This is a genomic window from Achromobacter sp. ES-001 (assembly GCF_019448355.1).
Lineage (GTDB): Bacteria > Pseudomonadota > Gammaproteobacteria > Burkholderiales > Burkholderiaceae_B > Achromobacter > Achromobacter spanius_B.
Map to the genome: position 1 here is coordinate 3492321 of NZ_CP079940.1, position 17398 is coordinate 3509718.

The window sequence follows — 17398 nt, forward strand, 5'->3', positions numbered from 1 at the left end:
GTTGGCTTCTGTGGCCCCGCGTCCGCATCAAGCCGCGGTCTGGATGTTGGCTTCGCGGATCAAGCGCGCCCACTTCTGTTGTTCGTCCAGGATGTATTGCTGCGCGGACTGGGGCGAGCCGCCCATCGGCTTGCTGCCTTCCGCCGTGAACATGGCGATGGTGGCGGGGTCGGCCAGCACCTTTTCCACGACGCCATTGACCTGGGCAATGATCTCGGGTGGCGTGCCGGCCGGGGCCACCAGCGCCTTCCAGTCCACGGCCTCGAAACCGTCGAAGCCGGATTCGGCCACGGTCGGCACGTCGGGCAGGATGGACAGGCGTTCGCGCGACGTAACCGCCAAGGGGCGCAGCACCTTGCCTTTCAGCATTTCCTGCGCGGCTTGCGGCGTGGCGAACATGTAGTCGGTGTTCTCGCCCAGCAGGTCGTTCAGCGCCGGCGCCGCGCCTCGGTACGGCACGTTCAGCACCTGGAATTTGGCCTGATACGCCAACAGCTCGCCCGCCAGGTGGCCCACGGTGCCCGAACCGGCCAGCGCCTGCTTGATGTTGCCGGGCTGCGCGCGCGCTTCCTTGACCAGATCGGCCAGCGTGTTCCAGCGCGCGTTGGCCTTCACGACCAGCACCACCGGCAAGGACGCCACCATGGCGACCGCCGCGAAATCCTTGGCGGCATCGAAGGGCATCTTGGCCATCAGCGCCGGGTTGATCGCCAGGTTGGCGGTTTGGCCCAGGCCCAGCATGAAGCCGTCCGGGCGCGTCTTGGCCACGTAGTCCATGCCGATATTGCCGCCCGCGCCCGGCCGGTTTTCCACCACCACGGACCAGCCGGCGGCCCCCGTGATCTTGGCCGCGATGGCGCGCGCCACGGAATCGGTGCCGCCACCCGGCGTGTACGGAACAATCAGCCGGATGGGCCGGCCGTCGGGATAGGCGGACGCGGCATGCAGCCGCAGCGGCAACGCGGCCGCGCAAAGCGTTGCGCCCAAAAACGAGCGTCGGGTCAGCGTGATCATGATGGTTGGTCTCCTTCTGTTATGCGCCTTGCCTTCAAGGCCGCGATCTCGTCGTCGCGATAGCCCACCGCACGCAACAGCGCGTCGGTGTGTTCGCCCACAGCCGGCGGCTGCAAGCGGATGGGGGGTTGCCGCCCGTCCAGCGTCAAAGGGGCCAGCGGCACGAAGCTCTCGCGCCCGTCGGGCAGCGTAATGGGCGCCAGCCCGCCAGTGGCGTTCAGATGCGGATCGTCAAACAGTTGCTCGGGCCGCGTGATGGGCGCAAAGGGCAAGCCTTCTGCTTCAAAGCGCGCGGCCAGCGCCGCCGCGCTATGGCCGGCCAGATGCGAACGCAGCAAGGGCATGAGCCATTCGCGGGCGCGTACGCGGTCGTTATTGCTGACCAGGCGCGGGTCCGACAACCATTCCTCCAGGCCAAAGGCGCGGCAGAAAATGTCCCACTGCTTGTCGCTGACCACGGCCAGGAAAATCTGCTCGCCGTCCTTGACGGTGAACACGTCGTAGACCGCCCACGCGGAAATGCGGGTGGGCATCGGCGCGGGCGCGCGGCCCGTCATGGCGTACTGCATCATGTGCTGGCCAACCAGGAACACGTTGTTCTCGAACAGCGAGGCCTGCACTTCGGTGCCCACGCCCGTGTGCTCGCGCTGGGCCAGCGCGGCCATGGCGCCCATCGCGCCGAACATGCCGCCCATGATGTCGTTCACGCTGGAACCCGCGCGCAGCGGGTCGCCGGCGCGGCCGGTCATGTAGGCCAGCCCGCCCATCATCTGCACCACTTCGTCCAACGCCGTGCGGTTGTCGTAAGGGCCGGGCAAAAAGCCCTTGTGGCTGACGTAGATCAGCCGGGGGTTGCGCGCTTTCAGCGTGGCGTAGTCCAGGCCCAGCTTTTGCATCACGCCCGCCTTGAAGTTCTCGCTGACGATGTCGGCGGTGTCGATCAGGCGTAACGCGGCTTCTACGCCTTCGGGCTGTTTCAGATCCAGCGCGATGCTTTTCTTGTTGCGGTTGAACATGGGAAAGAAGCCCGCGCCCGATCCCAGCAGGCGGCGCGTAGTGTCGCCGCCTATCGGTTCGACCTTGATGACTTCCGCGCCCAGGTCCGCCAGCAGCATGCCGCAGGTCGGCCCCATCACCATGTGGGTGAATTCGACGACGCGGATGCCTTCGTACGGAAGGCGGGACGTTGCACGGCTAGTCATGGGTGATGCACCTTGATTGCGAAAAGGGATGAACGGATGGCCTCAGCGAGCCTGAACAAAGCCCAGGGGCAAGCCCGCGTCGGGCGTCATGCCGTAGAGCGGTTCGCCGGGCAGGCCGGCGGCCAGCGGCTGGCGCGCCGCGATGATTTTTTCCAGGTCGATGCCGGTGCGCACGCCCATGGCCTCGAACATGAAGACAAGGTCTTCCGTGACGACATTGCCCGACGCGCCGGGCGCGTAGGGGCAGCCGCCCAAGCCACCGAGCGAACTGTCGAACGTGCGCACGCCTTCGTCCCACGCCGCCAGGCAATTGGCCAGGCCCAGGCCGCGCGTGTTGTGCATGTGCGCGGCGCCGGCCTTGGCGCCAAGTTCCGCGCGCAAGCGGCGGAACAAGCGGCGCACCTGCGCCGGGTTGGCGTGGCCGACAGTGTCCGACAAGCCCGATTCATCGGCGCCCGCCGCCACGCACATCGCGGCCAGGCGGATGACCGCGTCTTCCGGCACCAGGCCTTGCAGGGTGCAACCGAACGCGGTGGAGATGCCGGCCTCAAGCTTGACGGCGGGCGCGAGTTCGTCGCGCAGCGCGGCAATGGCGCGCACTTGCTCGACCATTTCTTCGGGGGTCTTGCGCACGTTGGCCAGAGAATGCGCGCGGCTGGCCGATACCGGCATGGTCAGCTTGTGCACGCCGGCCCGCAACGCGGCCTCGGCGCCGCGCAGGTTAGGCACCAAGGCCATCACCGTCAGGCCGGGGATACGCGCGGCGTACGCCACGACTTCGGCGGCGTCCGCCATTTGCGGCAGCAAGCGCGCGGGCACGAACGAAGCCACTTCGATTTCACGCACGCCGGCGGCAACCAGCGCGTCGATCCAGCGGAATTTGTCCTCGGTCGCCATGGTGGTCGACACGGACTGCAAGCCGTCTCGCGGGCCTACCTCGCTGATCAGCACGTGCCCGTCGTGGGGGCTGGAATCCGACATGACGATGTCTCCTTGTGGTTTTATATGTTCTATCTTATAGAATGCTGTTCTTTCCTGTGGAATTAAAGACGATGCGAAAAACCCTGTCAAGCGGGTTGCCGGGTAGAAATCACGGTGGGCCGGGGACGCGGCACGTTGCCGCGCCGCGCTGTGCCTACAATGGCGGCGCCTGTCGTTCTAAAGGATGGAATATGCCGATCGCCCTTCCCTCTGCCGTGCCGCATAGCCCGGCCATCACCTCGCAGGTTCGCCATGCCGCGTAAAGCCGCAACCGAATCCGTTGCCGATGCCGACGCCGCCGCCGGTGGCGTGGCGGCGGTAGACCGCGCGCTGAGCCTGATGGCCGTGTTCACGCCCAGCGATCGCACGCTGTCCTTGGGCGAGCTGGCCGAACGCACCCGCCTGTACAAAAGCACGGTGTTGCGCCTGCTGGCCTCGCTGGAACACGCGCAATGGATACAGCGCCTGGACGATGGCCGCTATGCGCTGGGACCCGAAGTGGCGCGTTTGCATGGGATCTATTCGGCGTCGTTTTCCCTTGAACATGTGGTGGTGCCGGTGTTGCGCGACCTGGTGGCCGCAACCGGCGAAAGCGCGGCGTATCACGTACGCCAAGGCGATGCGCGACTGTGCCTGTATCGCGTGGACTCGCCTCACCCGGTGCGCGACCACATCCGCGCGGGCGATCTGCTGCCGTTGGAACGGGGCAGCGGCGGGCGCGTGTTGACGGCGTTCGACGACATCCTGGGCAACGCGCCTGGCCCCGAACAAGCGCTGTACGCGCGCATCCGCAAGGACGGTTATTTCGCGGCAATGGGCGACCGCCTGAACGAAGTGGCGGGCATCTCGGCGCCCGTGTTCCTGCTGTCGGGCGGCATTGCAGCGGCCGTCACATTGACCGCGCCGGCGCACCGCTACAACCCCGATCACCTTAGCCATGTGCTGAACGCCGCGCGCCGCCTGACGGGCCGCGTGGGCTGAAGGCCAAAGCGCCCGCCACGCGCCATTGCCCGCCGCTTGATCCTGCGCAAGGCGACCCGTCATGCCTTGCTCTAGCCTCTGTCCACTTGACCAGAGGAAAGGCTTTACACATGACGTGGTTCAAATCACTCAAACTCGCCGGCCGCGAACTGCTGCCCATCGTGCAGGGCGGCATGGGCGTCGGCGTGTCCGCGCATCGGCTGGCGGGAGCCGTCGCCGCCCAGAATGCGGTGGGCACCATCGCCAGCATCGATTTGCGCCACCACCATCCCGATCTGCTTGAGCAGACAGACAAGTGCAACGACCGCGACTTGATCGACCGCGTCAACCTGCTGGCGCTGGACCGGGAAGTGCGCGCCGCGCTGGACACGGCCCAGGGCCGGGGCGTGGTGGCGGTGAACGTCATGAAGGCCGTGCGCGGCCACCCGGCGCTAGTGCGGCAGGCTTGCGAAAGCGGCGCGCAGGCCATCGTGATGGGCGCGGGCTTGCCCATGGACCTGCCGGAAATGACGGCCGACTTCCCAAACGTGGCCTTGGTGCCGATTCTGTCGGAGTCACGTGGCGTGGCCGTCGTGCTGAAAAAATGGATGAAGAAAGGCCGCATGGCCGACGCCGTGGTGATCGAGCATCCCGGCTACGCGGGCGGCCATCTGGGCGCGGCGCGGCTGGACGATGTCCACGACGAACGCTTTGATTTTCAGCGCGTGCTGGCCGAATGCCACACGCTTTTCGACGAACTGCAACTGGGGAAAGACGCGCCCAAGCTGATCGTGGCCGGTGGCGTGGGCAGCCACGACCAGGTGCGCCATTGGCTGGCGCACGGGGCCGACGGCGTGCAGGTAGGCACCGCGTTTGCCGTCACGCACGAGGGCGATGCGCACGAGAATTTCAAACGCGTACTGATTGATGCCGACCCCACCCAGCTGGCCGAATTCACCAGCGTGGCCGGCCTGCCCGCGCGCGCCGTGGCCACGCCGTGGTTGACACGCTATCTGCGGCAAGAAAAAACGCTGCAAGCCGGCACGCGCTGCGATCCACGCCGTTGCAGCCAGCGCATGGACTGCCTGACGCAATGCGGCCTGCGCGATGGCCTGTCACGCTTTGGGCAATTCTGCATCGACCTGAAGCTGGCCGCCGCGCTACGCGGCGAAGTCAGCCGTGGGTTGTTCTTCAGGGGGGCATCCAAGCTGCCCTTCGGCAGCGCGATGCGGTCGGTGCGCGAGCTGATGGACTATCTGCTGCACGGGCAGATGCCGGCAGCGGCGTAGGCCGCTGATTCAATGGCGCGCGTCTAGGGGCTTCGGGGCCTGCCCCTATCGCGCCGCCGACAGATCAAACTGAAACACCGCGCCCGGCTCCGGGCGTTCCACCAGCCGGATCTCGCTTTGGTGCAGTTGCAGGATGCGCTGCACGATTACCAACCCCAAGCCGCCGCCATCGCGCGGCCCGCGGTTCAGCGCCGAGGCGCGCGTAAACAAGCCCGTGCGCAGTTCTTCCGGTATGCCCTGGCCCGTATCGCTGACCTGCACCTGCACCCGGTTCTGCGCCACACCCAGCTGCAAATCGATGCGGCTGCCCGGCGGGCTGTGCCGGATGGCGTTGTCCAGCAGGTTGGTCAGCACGCGTTCGATCAGCCCCAGGTCTGCCCGCACCAGCGGCAGTGCCTGCGGAATGTCGGTGCTTAGCTGTTGCTGGCGGGCCTCGGCGGCAAGCTCAAACTTTTGCATGACGTCCTGCACCAGCTCCGGCAAGGAAAACGTTTCTGGCTCCAGCCGCACCAGCCCGGACTCCAGCCGCGCCAGTTCGAAGAGCTCTTGCGCCAGACGCCCCACCTTGCGGCTTTGCCCCAGCGCGATGTCCAGATAGCGGCGCCGTTCGCCGGGGTTCAGGGTGTCTTCTTTCAGGCGCAGCGTTTCCAGATAGCCATGCAGCGACGTCAGCGGCGTGCGCAGGTCATGCGAGATATTGGCCACCAGATCGCGCCGCTGCTGGTCCTGCCGCGTCAGTTCGCGCCATTGGTCGGAAATGCGTCGACCCATCTGCACGAAGCTGCGGCGCAACACCGAGATCTCGTCCTGGCTGGTGTCGGTGTCATCGCCCGGGCGGCCCAGGGCGGCCAGCGCCTTGCCGTCATCGCCCTCGAATGCGCGTACCGCTCGCGTCAACTCGCGCAGTGGCCGCGTGATCAGCGCAAACGCCGTCAAGCCCGCCACCAGCCCCAGCAAGGCCACCAGCGCAATCGACCACAACGTGGTGCGCAACACCGAACTACGCGACACCGCCATCGCCAGCGCGTCGTGCGCCTGCCCTTGCAGCACCACGTAAACGTAGCCTTTTTCCTGCCCGCCCACGCGCACCGGCGCAGCGCTGAACACCTTTTGGCCGTCCTGGCTGCGCGGGTCGTCGCCCACGATCGGCAGCATGCCGCCCGCCAGCAAATGCTTGACCGGGGCCAGGTCCACCTGCGCGCGCTTGATCTGGCCGGCCGGCGCGGCATCGCCCACGATGCGCCCGTCGTTGGACAGCAGATAGACCTCCACGGCCGGGTTCACCGCCATCAGCATGTCGAACAGCGAACGCACGGCGCCGGGCTTCCAGCCGTTGGCATCCATCAATTCCGTGGTGCCCGCGATGTGTTGCGCCAGCCCGCTGGACAGGCGCTGCACCACCTCTTGTTCATAGCGGGAGTTGGCGGCGATCTGCAACCACGCCGATGCGCCGCAGCACGCCAGCAGCAGCATCGCGAACACGGCGGACAGGCGTTGGGTCAAGGTAAATCGTTTCATGTCGGGCCTCCGGCAGCGCCCGGTTCGGCGGCGAATTTATAGCCCCGACCCCACACCGTCAGGATGCGGCGGGGGTCGGACGGATCGGCTTCGATTTTCGTGCGCAGCCGGTTGATATGCGTGTTGACCGTGTGTTCGTAGCCTTCGTGCTGATAGCCCCACACGTGGTTCAGCAGGTCCATCCTGGAAAACACCTTGTCGGGATGGCGCGCAAAGAAATGCAGCAGGTCGAATTCGCGCGGCGTCAGGTCCAGCCGGCGGTCGTCCACGTCCACCGTGCGCGCAATCGGGTCGATGGACACCCCGTGCACCGCCAGGCTGCCGGCGTCGATGCGTGCATTGCGTTCGATGGCGCTGCTTCGGCGCAGCAAGGCCCGCACGCGCGCCACCAGTTCCAGCATTGAAAACGGCTTGGCCAGATAGTCGTCGGCGCCCAGTTCCAGGCCCAGGATGCGATGCACCTCGGACGACCGGGCGCTGGTGATGATGATGGGGGTGTAGCGCGCCATGGCCCGCGCGCGTTTGCAGATTTCCAGACCGTCGATGCCGGGCAGCATCAGGTCCAGCACCAGCGCGTCCCAGTTGCCCTCTTCCAGGCGACGCATGCCGTCATTGCCGTCGGCGGCGTGTTCCACCTCGTAGCCTTCGTCGCGCAGGTGCAGGCGCAGCAATTCGGCAATGTGGGCGTCGTCTTCAACAATCAACACGCGGCGGGGGGTGTCCATGGGCGGCTCGGGGGTAGGAATACCGCCATTGTCGCCAATCCACGGGCGGCCAGTTATCACAATTTTTTTAAGTTTGCGTGAGGACTTCGATATCGGCCTGGGACAAGAATGGCTCCAACGACAGCACCCCGCCCCCGGAGACCCGCCATGATGGCAAGCCCCGCCCCCCACATTTCCCCCGCCGCCCGGCCTCCCGGCGTCATCCACCCCGGCTGGCTGCGCATCATGCACTGGCTCAATGCCCTGGCGGTGGTGTTGATGGTCATGAGCGGATGGCGCATTTATAACGCCGCCCCGTTCTTTGACTTTGCCTTTCCCAACAACATCACCCTGGGCGGCTGGCTGGGCGGCGCGCTGCAATGGCACTTTGCCGGCATGTGGCTGCTGTTTTTCAACGGGCTGCTGTACCTGACGCTTAACCTGGCCACCGGCCGGTTGCGGCGCAAATTCTTCCCCGTCAGCCCGCGCGGCGTCGCCACGGACCTGAACGCGGCCTTGCACGGCAAGCTGTCCCACGGCGACCTGCGCCACTACAACCAGGTGCAAAAGCTGGCCTACCTGTTCGTCATGGTCGATATCGCCGTGCTGGTCTTGTCCGGCCTGGTGCTGTGGAAGTCCGTGCAGTTCAGCATGCTGCGCGACTTGATGGGCGGCTATGAATTCGCGCGCCGCATCCACTTTGTCGCCATGGCCCTGCTGGTGGCGTTCGTGGCGGTGCATCTGGTGATGGTGGCGCTGGTGCCCCGTAGCCTGATCGCCATGATCCGCGGCAAATAAGGAGCCCGACATGAGCCAAAAGAAACGCTTGTCGCTGCTGGGCCTGGACGGCGCGGCCATTCTGAAAGAAGCCAGGAATCTGCTTGCCCGGCGCGTCGAGCAGCCGTCGCGCCGCGCATTCCTGCGCAACAGCCTGACCCTGGGTGGCGTGGCGATGCTGTCCGGGTGTTCGCTGTCCGACGACGAAAACGTGGAAAAGGCCCTGACATCGGTGTCACGCTTCAACGACCGCGTACAGGGCTGGTTGTTCGACCCGAACAAGCTGGCGCCCACCTATCCGGAATCCATGATTACGCGGCCGTTTCCCTTCAACGCGTACTACGGCATCGACGAAGTGCGCCACGTGCAAGAGGAATCGTACCGCCTGGAAGTGACCGGCATGGTGGCCGACAAGCGCCAATGGCGCCTGGAAGAACTGCGCGCCATGGCGCAGGTGGACCAGGTAACGCGCCACATTTGCGTGGAAGGCTGGAGCGCCATCGGCAAATGGGGCGGCGTGCCCTTCTCAACCTTTCTGAAACGTGTCGGCGCGGACCTGACGGCCAAGTACGTCGGCTTCAAATGCGCGGACGACTACTACACCAGCATCGACATGCCCACGGCGCTGCACCCGCAGACCATCCTGGCGCTGACCTATGACGGCAAGACGTTGCCCCCCGAGTACGGCTTCCCCATGAAGCTGCGCATGCCTACCAAGCTTGGCTACAAGAACCCCAAGCATATACAGGCCATTTTCGTCACCAACACCTACCCAGGCGGTTACTGGGAGGACCAGGGCTACAACTGGTTCGGCGGAAGCTAGGTGAAATTCCTGTCTTACCCCCTCCATCAAAGGAACGCATCATGAAGAAAATCACCACCGCCGCTTTCTCCCTGTGCCTGGCATTTGGCGCCGTCGCCGCGCACGCCGCCGACACCATGGGCAAGGACAGCATGAGCAAAGACGGCATGAGCAAGAGCTCGATGTCCAAGGACGGCATGGCCAAGGATGGGATGTCGAAGGATGGCATGGCGAAGGACGGCATGGCCAAGGATGGCATGGCGAAAGACGGCATGGCCAAGGACGGCATGGCGAAAGACGGGATGTCCAAGGATGGCATGGCCAAGGACGGCATGGCGAAAGACGGCATGGCCAAGGATGGCATGTCGCACGACGGCATGAAGAAGGATTCGATGTCCAAGGACGGAATGAGCAAGTAAGCGCAGCAAGCCGCACGCGCGCGGGCCGCCCGATTGGCCCGCGCCCGGCATGCCGCATTGTTGACGGAGCCACGCCATGACTTTGAACCGCAGACACTTCCTGACGCTGGGCGGCGCCGCCGCGCTTGCCGCGGGTCTGGCCCCCTGGCTGACCCCGCGTAACGCCTCGGCCGGCACCGCCGCCGCTGCCTCCTTTCCCTACGCGTTGACCGACGAGCAATGGCGCGCCCGGTTGACGCCCGCGCAATACCAGGTGTTGCGCCGCGAGGGCACCGAACGCCCCTACACCAGCCCGTTGAACGACGAACACCGCACCGGCACGTTTTCGTGCGCCGGCTGCGAGCAGCACCTGTTCTCGTCCAGCACCAAATTCGACAGCCGCACCGGCTGGCCCAGCTTCTGGCAGCCACTGCCCAACGCCGTGGGCGAAACGCGCGACACCGGCTTCGGCATGGTCCGCACCGCCGTGCATTGCGCCAACTGCGGCGGGCACCTGGGCCACGTCTTTGATGACGGCCCCCGCCCCACCGGCCTGCGGTACTGCATGAACGGGGTCGCCATGACCTTTGCCGCACAGGGCTGAGGCGCCAAGCCGCTACCCCTTTCTTTCAGGAATCCTCTGACCATGAACTTCCAAGCCAAAAAATTCTGCGCCGCGCTTGCCGCCGCGTGCGGCCTGCTGGCAGCGGGCGCGGGTGCGTCCCGCGCCGCTGAAACCGCGTTCATCATCCCCGCCCCGTCTGTCGACGAAGCCCAGGCCGCCGCCGCGCAAGAAAAGGCCGTCATCGCCGGCGGCTGCTTCTGGGGCGTGCAGGCCGTGTTCCAGCATGTCAAAGGCGTCAGCAACGCCGTCTCGGGCTACGCGGGCGGCAAGGCCGACACGGCCAACTACGACACCGTCAGCGGCGGCCGCTCGGGCCACGCCGAAGCCGTCGAGATCACCTACGACCCCAAGCAGGTCAGCTACGGGCAACTGCTGCAAATCTACTTTTCCGTCGCCCACGACCCCACGCAACTGAACCGCCAGGGCCCCGACCGTGGCACGCAATATCGTTCCACGGTGTTCCCGGCGAATGACGGGCAGCGCAAGGTGGCCGAAGCCTATATCGCGCAGCTGAACAAGACCGGCGTGTATTCCAAGCCGCTGGCCACCACCGTGGAACCGTTGCAAGCGTTCTACCCAGCCGAGGGCTATCACCAGGATTACCTGGTGCGTAATCCGAACAGCATGTACATCGTGATCAACGACGTGCCCAAGGTGGAAAATCTGGCGAAGACGTTCCCGGATAAATATCGCGACAAGCCGGTGCTGGTGGGCGCGAACGGCAAGTAAGCCTGGCCGAAGATCTGAGCGCGGGCGCGCTGCCATGGGTCGGTGGTGGCGCGCGGGCCCGCGTGCATTCTGCGTGCATCACTCCAAGCCGATTCGCCTGGCGGCATTCTTGAACAGGGCTTGCGTGTCGGGCGTCAGGCGGAACGCGTCCAGGAAATTTGAGATGCCATAGGCGGGATTCGCCTTGTGTATCGTCGCCACAAACGCCAGCGCCTCGTCCTGCCTGTCGGCCAGCGCCAGGCAGTGCGCGGCGATAGCCAGGATGTGCACGTGAGCGTTGGGACGCATGGCCGCCTTGACCGCCCAGTCGGCGGCCTCGGCGACCCGGCCCAACCGCACCAAAGCCAGCGCGCGAACCGCCAGCATGCCGAACATCAAGGGATCGAAGGGGCTCAGATGGCGCGAATGATCGGCAGAGCCAATCGCCGCCTGCGCGTCGCCGGATTGGCAATGGACAAAACCCAAGGTGTAGTGGCCCAACGCAAAGTTCGGGCTCAGGTCCACGGCGCGCTGCAATTCCGACAATGACGGCTCCTGGCTGCCGCGCAGCCACAGCGCCCGACCCATGGCCCAATGCGCAGCGGGGTCCCGGTCGTCGGCGATCAGGCTCTGGCCGGCCGCTTTGTACGCGAGATCGATCGACGAATTTTGCTCGCCCCAACGTTGGAATGCGTCCTGCCAATGCGTGAACGACAGCCCGGCGTACGCCCGCGAATACGTGGGATCCAGCCGCAGCGCCAACTCGAAGAAATGCCTTGCCCGCGCGTTATCCGCCCGGTTGAACCGGTACATGTGCCACAGGCCGCGATGATGGGCCGACCAGGCGTCCAGCGAATTCGGCGGCGTAAGGATGGCGCGCTCGCGCTCGGCGGATTCAATTTCGATGTCGACCGAGGCGACGATCCGGTTGCCGATGTCGTCCAGCGCCACAAAGGCGTCGTCCATCGGGTGATCGAACGTTTCCGCCCACACGATGCGCGCGGTGCGCGCCTCGACCAGCGCCACGTCAACGACGATCCGCTTGGCGTGCCGTCGCAGCAAGCCGCTGACCACGAAGTCCACATTCAGCGTCCGCCCGGCCTCTTCAGGCCCCACGCTGCGCTGATCCAGGGCAAACACGGTTCCCTGCGCAATGACGAACAGGCTACGCAGCTTTGCCAATCGCGTGATGATGTCGTAAGCCAGGCCATCGCCCAGGCCGCCCCGCACCCCGCCAGGCGCTGACGCGTCCGCGAACGGCATCACGGCAATCGAGGCGCGACCGGTGTGATCCTTGCTGCCTTCTGCCTGCTCGGCAAGCACCGCCCTGCCCAAGCCCGCCAGCGGTTCAGGCGGGTCGGATGGCGCCCGCCCCAATTGCCGCCTCAATTGGCTCCACGCATCGCGCAACGGTCGCCAGTCCAGCCCTTCGTCTTCAAACGCGCGAATCGCGGCGGCCACGTGTTCTTCGCCTTCGCGAAGCTGCTTTCGCGCACTGAGCGATTGCAGCATCAGCATGTGCGCGTGGCGATCGAACGGCGCCAGGCGCAACCATTTGTCCAGGCAGTCGTAGCGCTCTTCAGAGCCGTCCGGCAGCAGCGCCGCCAAATGTTCCAACACCGCGGCCTGGCATGCCCTGAACCGCCGCCGCTGCGCCACCAGCCAGCTATCGAACATCGGGCAGGACCGGATGTGCAGCCCCTCCAGGAATTCTCCGAGGAACAGCGCCGCCATCGCGCGCAACGGTTCCACACCCACGTTGCCGATGCCCTGCCGCATCGCCTCTTCAATGTCGACCCCATCCACGTGGCAGTCGTGCAGGTCCAGCGTCACGCTGTCTTGCGCGGCCTGCACGCGGCGTTGGTCCGCGTCGTCCAGCAACGCGCGCGCCTTGCTGAGGCACCAACGAAGCTCGCCGCGCGGATCGTTCGGCAGGTCCCAGAGCAGTTCGCACAGATATGCCCGGGACACCGGGTGCGTGGCCAGCGCCAGGTATGCCACCAGCGCGCGCAGCTTGCGCGATGGCGGCAGCGGCAGGGCCGCGCCCGCGCGGCGGATCGCCATCGGCCCCAGCAGCTGGATATGAATGGCGCCGCTCTGGGGAATACCCTCCCCCCCGGTCGACGCGAATTCCACGCCGGCTACCACGTTGGCCTCCACGCGCCCGCTCTACGGTTGAGACCCGATCGCGCGCTACCCGAATAGCCTTTCGCCCGCGCATCGGCACCGCGTCGGCGATATCCGCCCACGCCTTCACCTTGTGTCAATGGAGTCCAGCTATGTCCCCAACCGATATTGCCGCCGTTCCTCTTGCGCCGGCTGCCGCGCCGCCCGATCTGGCCGCCGTAAAAACCCGCCAGCAAGCCACCTGGTCTTGCGGTGACTACGCCGTCGTCGGCACCACGCTTCAGATCGTCGGCGAACAACTGTGCGAGGCGATGGATGTGCGCGCCGGGCAAAAGGTGCTTGATGTGGCGGCCGGTAACGGCAATGCGTCGCTGGCGGCGGCGCGGCGTTGGTGCGAGGTCGTCGCCACCGACTATGTGCCCGCGCTGTTGAGCCGAGCCCGCGAACGCGCCGCCGCCGAACGGCTGAAGATCGAGTTTCAGGAAGCCGACGCCGAAGCCCTGCCTTTCGCGCCCGGCAGCTTCGACGCCGTCATGTCCACCTTCGGCGTGATGTTCACGGCCGACCAGGACAAGGCCGCCGCCGAATTGGTGCGTGTCTGCCGTGCAGGCGGCAAAATCGGCATGGCCAACTGGACGCCGGAGGGCTTCGTGGGCCAGATTTTCAAGACGATCGGCAAGCACGTCCCCCCGCCGGCCGGCGTCAAATCGCCCGCGCTGTGGGGCACCCGCGCGCGTATCGACGAGATGTTCGGCGCACATGCCAAGGCGATCCAGGCGGAACCGCGACATTTCGTTTTCCGGTATCGCTCGCCGGCGCACTGGCTGCAAGTCTTCAAAAGCTATTACGGCCCAGTCCTCAAGGCGTTTTCCATACTGGAGCCCGCCGCGCAAGCCGCCCTGGAAAGCGACCTGATAGCGCAAATAGACCGGTTCAATCGCTCTGGCGATGCCGGGGTGGTGGTGCCCAGTGAATACCTGGAAATCGTGATCACCCGTCAGTGACGGGGACACTGCCCGAAGCCCCGTGGCGCAGGGACTACCCGGGCGGACAGCAAGCAGATGGTCCATGGCGCGACGCCTTCCTTCCCATCCGCGTGGCGGGCAGACGGGGCGATGCGAAGCATGTGGCATGCAAAGCTGGCGCGCGGGCTTGCGGCCCGCCGCCAGGCCGGTGCTGGTCCTTCGCCTGAAATCATACGCCTGCCCGCGCGCCTGCTGGTTCTATGTGCCCGCTGTTATCCGGCACAGAGTGCCGCTGCGATCACTCGCGCTTGCGCTGCTTTGCGCTGGCCTCGAACTCGGCCGACAAGCGCAGCTGCTCTTGCTTGTAGTCGTCCAGGCTGCCGCGGTAGCCGTCCAGATACAGATCCTGCCGGGCCTTGTCCATCGCCGTTGACGTCGCGGCCTGCCTGACGAAGTTTGCAAGCTGCGTACGCACGGGTTCGGGAATACCGCTGCGCACCGCCACGCTGTAGCTGCTGTGAAACACCATGTCGGGCACGCCAAGCTCGGCAAACGTCTTCACGCCCGGCAGATGGCTTACGCTGCCCGGCCGCCCGGTGTAGGCCAGCACCTTGACGTGCGGATTGTCCTTGACGCTTTGCGTGGTGCCGATCGTGGTGAAGTAGCCGTCGATCTGGCCGCCGAGGATGGCCGTCAGCCCTTCGGCCCCGCCCTTGAAGGGAATCGGGCGGTATTGCGTGCCCAGGCTTGCTGCCAGCCTGGCCGCCAAGGTGGAATAGGTGCCGATGCCCAGGTCCGCAATGCCGATATCCATTTCGCGCTTCACGCCTTTCAGGTCCTGAAGCGAGTTCCAGCCGCGGTCGGCCGGCACGATGAAGGCGTAGCTGCTTTGGGCCAGCGGGGCCAGGATGTCGAAGTCCGAAAATTCGTATCCCGCGCCGGGCGTCGTCAGCTTCGCGCTGTAGAAACCTTCGGCATGCACCAGCAAGGTGTAGCCGTCGGCGGGCCGGTTCTTGACGGCCATGATGCCGATGGCCGAGCCGGCGCCCGGCCGGTTTTCCACCACCACAGTCTGCCCCATGATTGCCCCGAGTTGCTGGGCGAACGCGCGCGAGATGGCGTCCGTAGCGGCCCCCGGCGGATACGGGACCACAAGCCGGACGGGCTTGTCCGGATACGCCGTTTGCGCGGCGGCCGAAAAGGAAAACAGTGCGCTGAACACCGCGCCTGTCAGCAGCAGACGGCGGCGAATGGTGAAAGGCATGGCTTGCTCTTTTTCAGTTGTCCCCGCGAAAGTGTATCGAGCCGCCGCGCGATCCATTCCGCCGAATTCCGAAGATGTCTTCTGCAAAAAATGCAGCACGCCGGCACCGCGCGCCGCCATCGGCCATGCCCATGACTCCTTCGATTCATGCAGTTCTGATCTGCGCCCCGAGCTATAGCCAAGCCGGTTCAGCTACCTAGAATTTAGAGCTCCAGATAACTCAAAAGTGAATTGAAAAATCAATTCAAACATTCCGGAGACAAGCCATGACCCACCCCCTTCCCACCCGACGGGCCATCCTGCTGGGCGGCGTGCTGTTGGGCCTGGGCGTCAATGCCCTGGCCGCCCCCAGCGCTTGGCCCGACCGCCCCATTCGCCTGGTCGTCGCCGGTTCGCCCGGCGCGGGTGGCGACATTTTTGCCCGCCTGATCGCCGCCCCCTTGTCCAAGACGCTTGGGCAGCCCATCGTCGTGGAATCCAAGCCCGGCGCCAACGGCATGATTGCGTGCGACGCGGTGGCCAAGGCGGCGCCCGACGGCTACACCTTGCTGCTGGCGCCCTCGTCCGCCATCTTGCTGAACCCGGTGGTGCTGCCCTCGCTGCCTTACGACCCGGACAAAGACCTGCTGCCCATTGCGCAGGTCGGCGCCGCGGGCATCCTGCTGGTCGCCAACCCCAGCATGGGGTTCAAGAACCTGGCGGACATGGTCGCCTATGCCAAGGCCAACCCCGGCAAGTTGGCGTACGGTTCGTGGGGAACGGGCTCATCCGGCAACCTGGCCATGGAAGGCATCAAGGCGCACTACGGTCTGGACATGCCGCACATTCCGTACAAGCAGCTGGTCACGGAAAGCACCGACCTGATCGCCAACACCATCAGCGTCGGCTTCATGGACATCGCCTCGCCGATTCCATTCATGCGTAGCGGCAAATTGGTCGCGCTGGGCCAGACGGGTTCGCGGCGCTGGCCCGCCACGATGGATGTGCCGACGCTGGCCGAACAAGGCTACAACTTCGAAGCCGATGGCTGGTATGGCGTTTTTGCGCCGGCGGGCACGCCGCCCCAGATCATCGACCGGCTCAACACCGAGATCTATCGCGCGCAGCACGCCCCCGACGTCCGCGAAAAAATCGAAGGCCAGAACATGATCATCCCCGCGGATATCTCCGCCAAGGAATTCGCGGCATCGATCAAGCGCGACGCGGTCATCTGGCAAGGCCTGGCGCAAGTGGCCGACTTGAAGAACAAGTAGGCGGCGCGCATGGATACCTCTTTAAACACGCCCTTTGCGGTAAACGCCTTGCAAGGCCGCGTGGCCGTGGTCACCGGCGCCAGCGGCGGCATCGGCCTGGCCATCTGCCGGCAACTGCAATCGATGGGTGCGGCCGTCGTGCAGGTGGACGTCAACGCGGGCGACGCCAGCGTCCAGGCGGATGGCCCGCTGAACCTGTGCTGCGATATCGCAGATCCGGACGCGGTGGCGGATATGGCCGCGCAAGTGGCGCAGCGCTTCGGCCGCTGCGACATACTGGTCAACAACGCGGCCATCAGCGCCGCGCCGGTGGGCCTGGAGGCGTTCCCGATCGACTTATGGGACCGCATCTTTCGCGTCAATCTGCGCGGCGCGTTGCTGTGCGCTCAGAAGCTGTTTCCGCTGATGCGCGAACAACAGGCGGGCAGCATCATCAATGTGGCGTCGATCTCTGCCCACACGCCCACGCGTGTGGGCGCCTACGGTTCGACCAAGTCTGCCCTACTGGCGCTGACCCGCCAGATGGCGGTGGAATGGGGCCCCCTGGGCATACGCGCCAACGCCATCAGCCCGGGGATGATCCGCACGCCGCTGTCGGAACCCCATTACCGCGACGACGCCGTGCTGCAAAAACGCGTCGCCCACATCCCGGCGCGACGCATCGGCCTTCCCTCGGACATCGCGGGCGCCGTGGCCTTTCTGGCCAGCGACGCGTCGCACTATGTGAATGGGCAGGACATCGTGGTGGATGGCGGCTTCCTGAAAGCATCGCTGACGAATCTGTATGCGAGCTGAAACCGAACGCTGAAGG

The 17398-nt window shown here is 65.6% G+C and carries 16 protein-coding genes and 2 pseudogenes; 10 read left to right on the plus strand and 8 right to left on the minus strand.

Going from position 1 to position 17398, the window contains the following annotated elements; genetic code table 11:
- Positions 1–27: 27 nt before the first annotated feature.
- From KYT87_RS15635 to KYT87_RS29835, 3 genes are read right to left on the minus strand one after another with little or no spacing between them, the layout of a single operon-like run.
- Positions 28–1014 (minus strand): tripartite tricarboxylate transporter substrate binding protein, encoded by a 987-nt coding sequence (locus KYT87_RS15635; protein WP_046807351.1) that lies wholly within the window; start codon positions 1012–1014, stop codon positions 28–30.
- Positions 1011–2216 carry a CaiB/BaiF CoA-transferase family protein gene (locus KYT87_RS29830; protein WP_046807350.1) on the minus strand — a complete coding sequence of 402 codons (1206 nt, stop codon included), beginning with the start codon at positions 2214–2216 and terminating at the stop codon, positions 1011–1013. The genes KYT87_RS15635 and KYT87_RS29830 overlap by 4 nt, the downstream gene beginning before the upstream one ends.
- 42 nt (positions 2217–2258) lie before the next feature.
- Positions 2259–3197, minus strand: coding sequence for a hydroxymethylglutaryl-CoA lyase (locus tag KYT87_RS29835; protein ID WP_255593184.1), 939 nt, complete (start codon positions 3195–3197; stop codon positions 2259–2261).
- 252 nt (positions 3198–3449) lie between these two features.
- Between KYT87_RS29835 and KYT87_RS15645 the strand changes: the two genes are divergently transcribed.
- Together KYT87_RS15645 and KYT87_RS15650 are read left to right on the plus strand one after the other, a co-directional pair.
- Positions 3450–4178 carry an IclR family transcriptional regulator gene (locus KYT87_RS15645; RefSeq protein ID WP_046807348.1) on the plus strand — a complete coding sequence of 243 codons (729 nt, stop codon included), beginning with the start codon at positions 3450–3452 and terminating at the stop codon, positions 4176–4178.
- A gap of 110 nt (positions 4179–4288) precedes the next feature.
- A complete protein-coding gene (locus tag KYT87_RS15650) occupies positions 4289–5446 on the plus strand; it encodes a nitronate monooxygenase family protein (RefSeq protein WP_219990289.1) in 1158 nt (385 codons plus the stop codon).
- Positions 5447–5491: 45 nt separating this feature from the next.
- On the opposite strand, the gene KYT87_RS15655 is transcribed toward KYT87_RS15650, so the two are convergent.
- Entirely contained in the window at positions 5492–6964 is a 1473-nt protein-coding gene (locus KYT87_RS15655) for a HAMP domain-containing sensor histidine kinase (RefSeq protein ID WP_219990290.1), read from the minus strand.
- On the minus strand, positions 6961–7689 hold the full coding sequence (locus tag KYT87_RS15660) for a response regulator transcription factor (protein ID WP_046807345.1): 729 nt from the start codon (positions 7687–7689) through the stop codon (positions 6961–6963). The genes KYT87_RS15655 and KYT87_RS15660 overlap by 4 nt, the downstream gene beginning before the upstream one ends.
- A 147-nt stretch (positions 7690–7836) precedes the next feature.
- Between KYT87_RS15660 and KYT87_RS15665 the strand changes: the two genes are divergently transcribed.
- Both KYT87_RS15665 and KYT87_RS15670 read left to right on the plus strand, forming a co-directional pair.
- Positions 7837–8466, plus strand: a complete 630-nt coding sequence (locus KYT87_RS15665; RefSeq protein WP_219990291.1) for a cytochrome b/b6 domain-containing protein — start codon at positions 7837–7839, stop codon at positions 8464–8466.
- A 10-nt stretch (positions 8467–8476) separates the two neighbouring features.
- Entirely contained in the window at positions 8477–9268 is a 792-nt protein-coding gene (locus KYT87_RS15670) for a molybdopterin-binding protein (protein WP_046806329.1), read from the plus strand.
- Between the two features lie 212 nt (positions 9269–9480).
- On the opposite strand, the pseudogene KYT87_RS30025 reads toward KYT87_RS15670, so the two are convergent.
- A pseudogene (locus KYT87_RS30025) lies at positions 9481–9606 on the minus strand (hypothetical protein); the annotation flags it as partial.
- Between KYT87_RS30025 and KYT87_RS30030 the strand changes: the two are divergent.
- The 3 genes and pseudogenes from KYT87_RS30030 to msrA form a co-directional block, all read left to right on the plus strand.
- A pseudogene (locus tag KYT87_RS30030) lies at positions 9568–9666 on the plus strand (pentapeptide MXKDX repeat protein); the annotation flags it as partial. The pseudogenes KYT87_RS30025 and KYT87_RS30030 sit on opposite strands and share 39 nt — an antisense overlap.
- A 76-nt stretch (positions 9667–9742) precedes the next feature.
- Positions 9743–10249, plus strand: a complete 507-nt coding sequence (gene msrB / locus KYT87_RS15680; RefSeq protein WP_046806331.1) for a peptide-methionine (R)-S-oxide reductase MsrB — start codon at positions 9743–9745, stop codon at positions 10247–10249.
- Positions 10250–10291: 42 nt separating this feature from the next.
- Complete coding sequence (msrA, locus tag KYT87_RS15685; RefSeq protein WP_104145237.1) at positions 10292–10999, plus strand: peptide-methionine (S)-S-oxide reductase MsrA; 708 nt, start codon at positions 10292–10294, stop codon at positions 10997–10999.
- Between the two features lie 78 nt (positions 11000–11077).
- Here the strand turns inward: msrA and KYT87_RS15690 are convergent, their stop codons facing one another.
- Entirely contained in the window at positions 11078–13138 is a 2061-nt protein-coding gene (locus tag KYT87_RS15690; RefSeq protein ID WP_219990292.1) for a transcriptional regulator, read from the minus strand.
- Between the two features lie 119 nt (positions 13139–13257).
- On the opposite strand from KYT87_RS15690, the gene KYT87_RS15695 reads away from it, so the two are divergent.
- On the plus strand, positions 13258–14109 hold the full coding sequence (locus KYT87_RS15695; RefSeq protein ID WP_104145238.1) for a class I SAM-dependent methyltransferase: 852 nt from the start codon (positions 13258–13260) through the stop codon (positions 14107–14109).
- Between the two features lie 259 nt (positions 14110–14368).
- Here the strand turns inward: KYT87_RS15695 and KYT87_RS15700 are convergent, their stop codons facing one another.
- Positions 14369–15334 (minus strand): tripartite tricarboxylate transporter substrate binding protein, encoded by a 966-nt coding sequence (locus KYT87_RS15700; protein ID WP_052946082.1) that lies wholly within the window; start codon positions 15332–15334, stop codon positions 14369–14371.
- A 266-nt stretch (positions 15335–15600) separates the two neighbouring features.
- On the opposite strand from KYT87_RS15700, the gene KYT87_RS15705 reads away from it, so the two are divergent.
- The gene (locus KYT87_RS15705; protein ID WP_219990293.1) at positions 15601–16587 is read left to right on the plus strand and encodes a tripartite tricarboxylate transporter substrate binding protein; all 987 of its coding nucleotides are present in this window, start codon (positions 15601–15603) and stop codon (positions 16585–16587) included.
- A gap of 9 nt (positions 16588–16596) precedes the next feature.
- Positions 16597–17382, plus strand: coding sequence for an SDR family NAD(P)-dependent oxidoreductase (locus tag KYT87_RS15710; RefSeq protein ID WP_219990294.1), 786 nt, complete (start codon positions 16597–16599; stop codon positions 17380–17382).
- Positions 17383–17398: the final 16 nt, after the last annotated feature.

What these genes read in the sequence shown, in the direction of transcription:
- KYT87_RS15635 (WP_046807351.1), bottom strand. Translation starts at nt 1,014, where the DNA reads ATGATCACGCTGACCCGACGCTCGTTTTTGGGCGCAACGCTTTGCGCG.
- KYT87_RS29830 (WP_046807350.1), bottom strand. Translation starts at nt 2,216, where the DNA reads ATGACTAGCCGTGCAACGTCCCGCCTTCCGTACGAAGGCATCCGCGTC.
- KYT87_RS29835 (WP_255593184.1), bottom strand. Translation starts at nt 3,197, where the DNA reads ATGTCGGATTCCAGCCCCCACGACGGGCACGTGCTGATCAGCGAGGTA.
- KYT87_RS15645 (WP_046807348.1), top strand. Translation starts at nt 3,450, where the DNA reads ATGCCGCGTAAAGCCGCAACCGAATCCGTTGCCGATGCCGACGCCGCC.
- KYT87_RS15650 (WP_219990289.1), top strand. Translation starts at nt 4,289, where the DNA reads ATGACGTGGTTCAAATCACTCAAACTCGCCGGCCGCGAACTGCTGCCC.
- KYT87_RS15655 (WP_219990290.1), bottom strand. Translation starts at nt 6,964, where the DNA reads ATGAAACGATTTACCTTGACCCAACGCCTGTCCGCCGTGTTCGCGATG.
- KYT87_RS15660 (WP_046807345.1), bottom strand. Translation starts at nt 7,689, where the DNA reads ATGGACACCCCCCGCCGCGTGTTGATTGTTGAAGACGACGCCCACATT.
- KYT87_RS15665 (WP_219990291.1), top strand. Translation starts at nt 7,837, where the DNA reads ATGATGGCAAGCCCCGCCCCCCACATTTCCCCCGCCGCCCGGCCTCCC.
- KYT87_RS15670 (WP_046806329.1), top strand. Translation starts at nt 8,477, where the DNA reads ATGAGCCAAAAGAAACGCTTGTCGCTGCTGGGCCTGGACGGCGCGGCC.
- msrB (WP_046806331.1), top strand. Translation starts at nt 9,743, where the DNA reads ATGACTTTGAACCGCAGACACTTCCTGACGCTGGGCGGCGCCGCCGCG.
- msrA (WP_104145237.1), top strand. Translation starts at nt 10,292, where the DNA reads ATGAACTTCCAAGCCAAAAAATTCTGCGCCGCGCTTGCCGCCGCGTGC.
- KYT87_RS15695 (WP_104145238.1), top strand. Translation starts at nt 13,258, where the DNA reads ATGTCCCCAACCGATATTGCCGCCGTTCCTCTTGCGCCGGCTGCCGCG.
- KYT87_RS15700 (WP_052946082.1), bottom strand. Translation starts at nt 15,334, where the DNA reads ATGCCTTTCACCATTCGCCGCCGTCTGCTGCTGACAGGCGCGGTGTTC.
- KYT87_RS15705 (WP_219990293.1), top strand. Translation starts at nt 15,601, where the DNA reads ATGACCCACCCCCTTCCCACCCGACGGGCCATCCTGCTGGGCGGCGTG.
- KYT87_RS15710 (WP_219990294.1), top strand. Translation starts at nt 16,597, where the DNA reads ATGGATACCTCTTTAAACACGCCCTTTGCGGTAAACGCCTTGCAAGGC.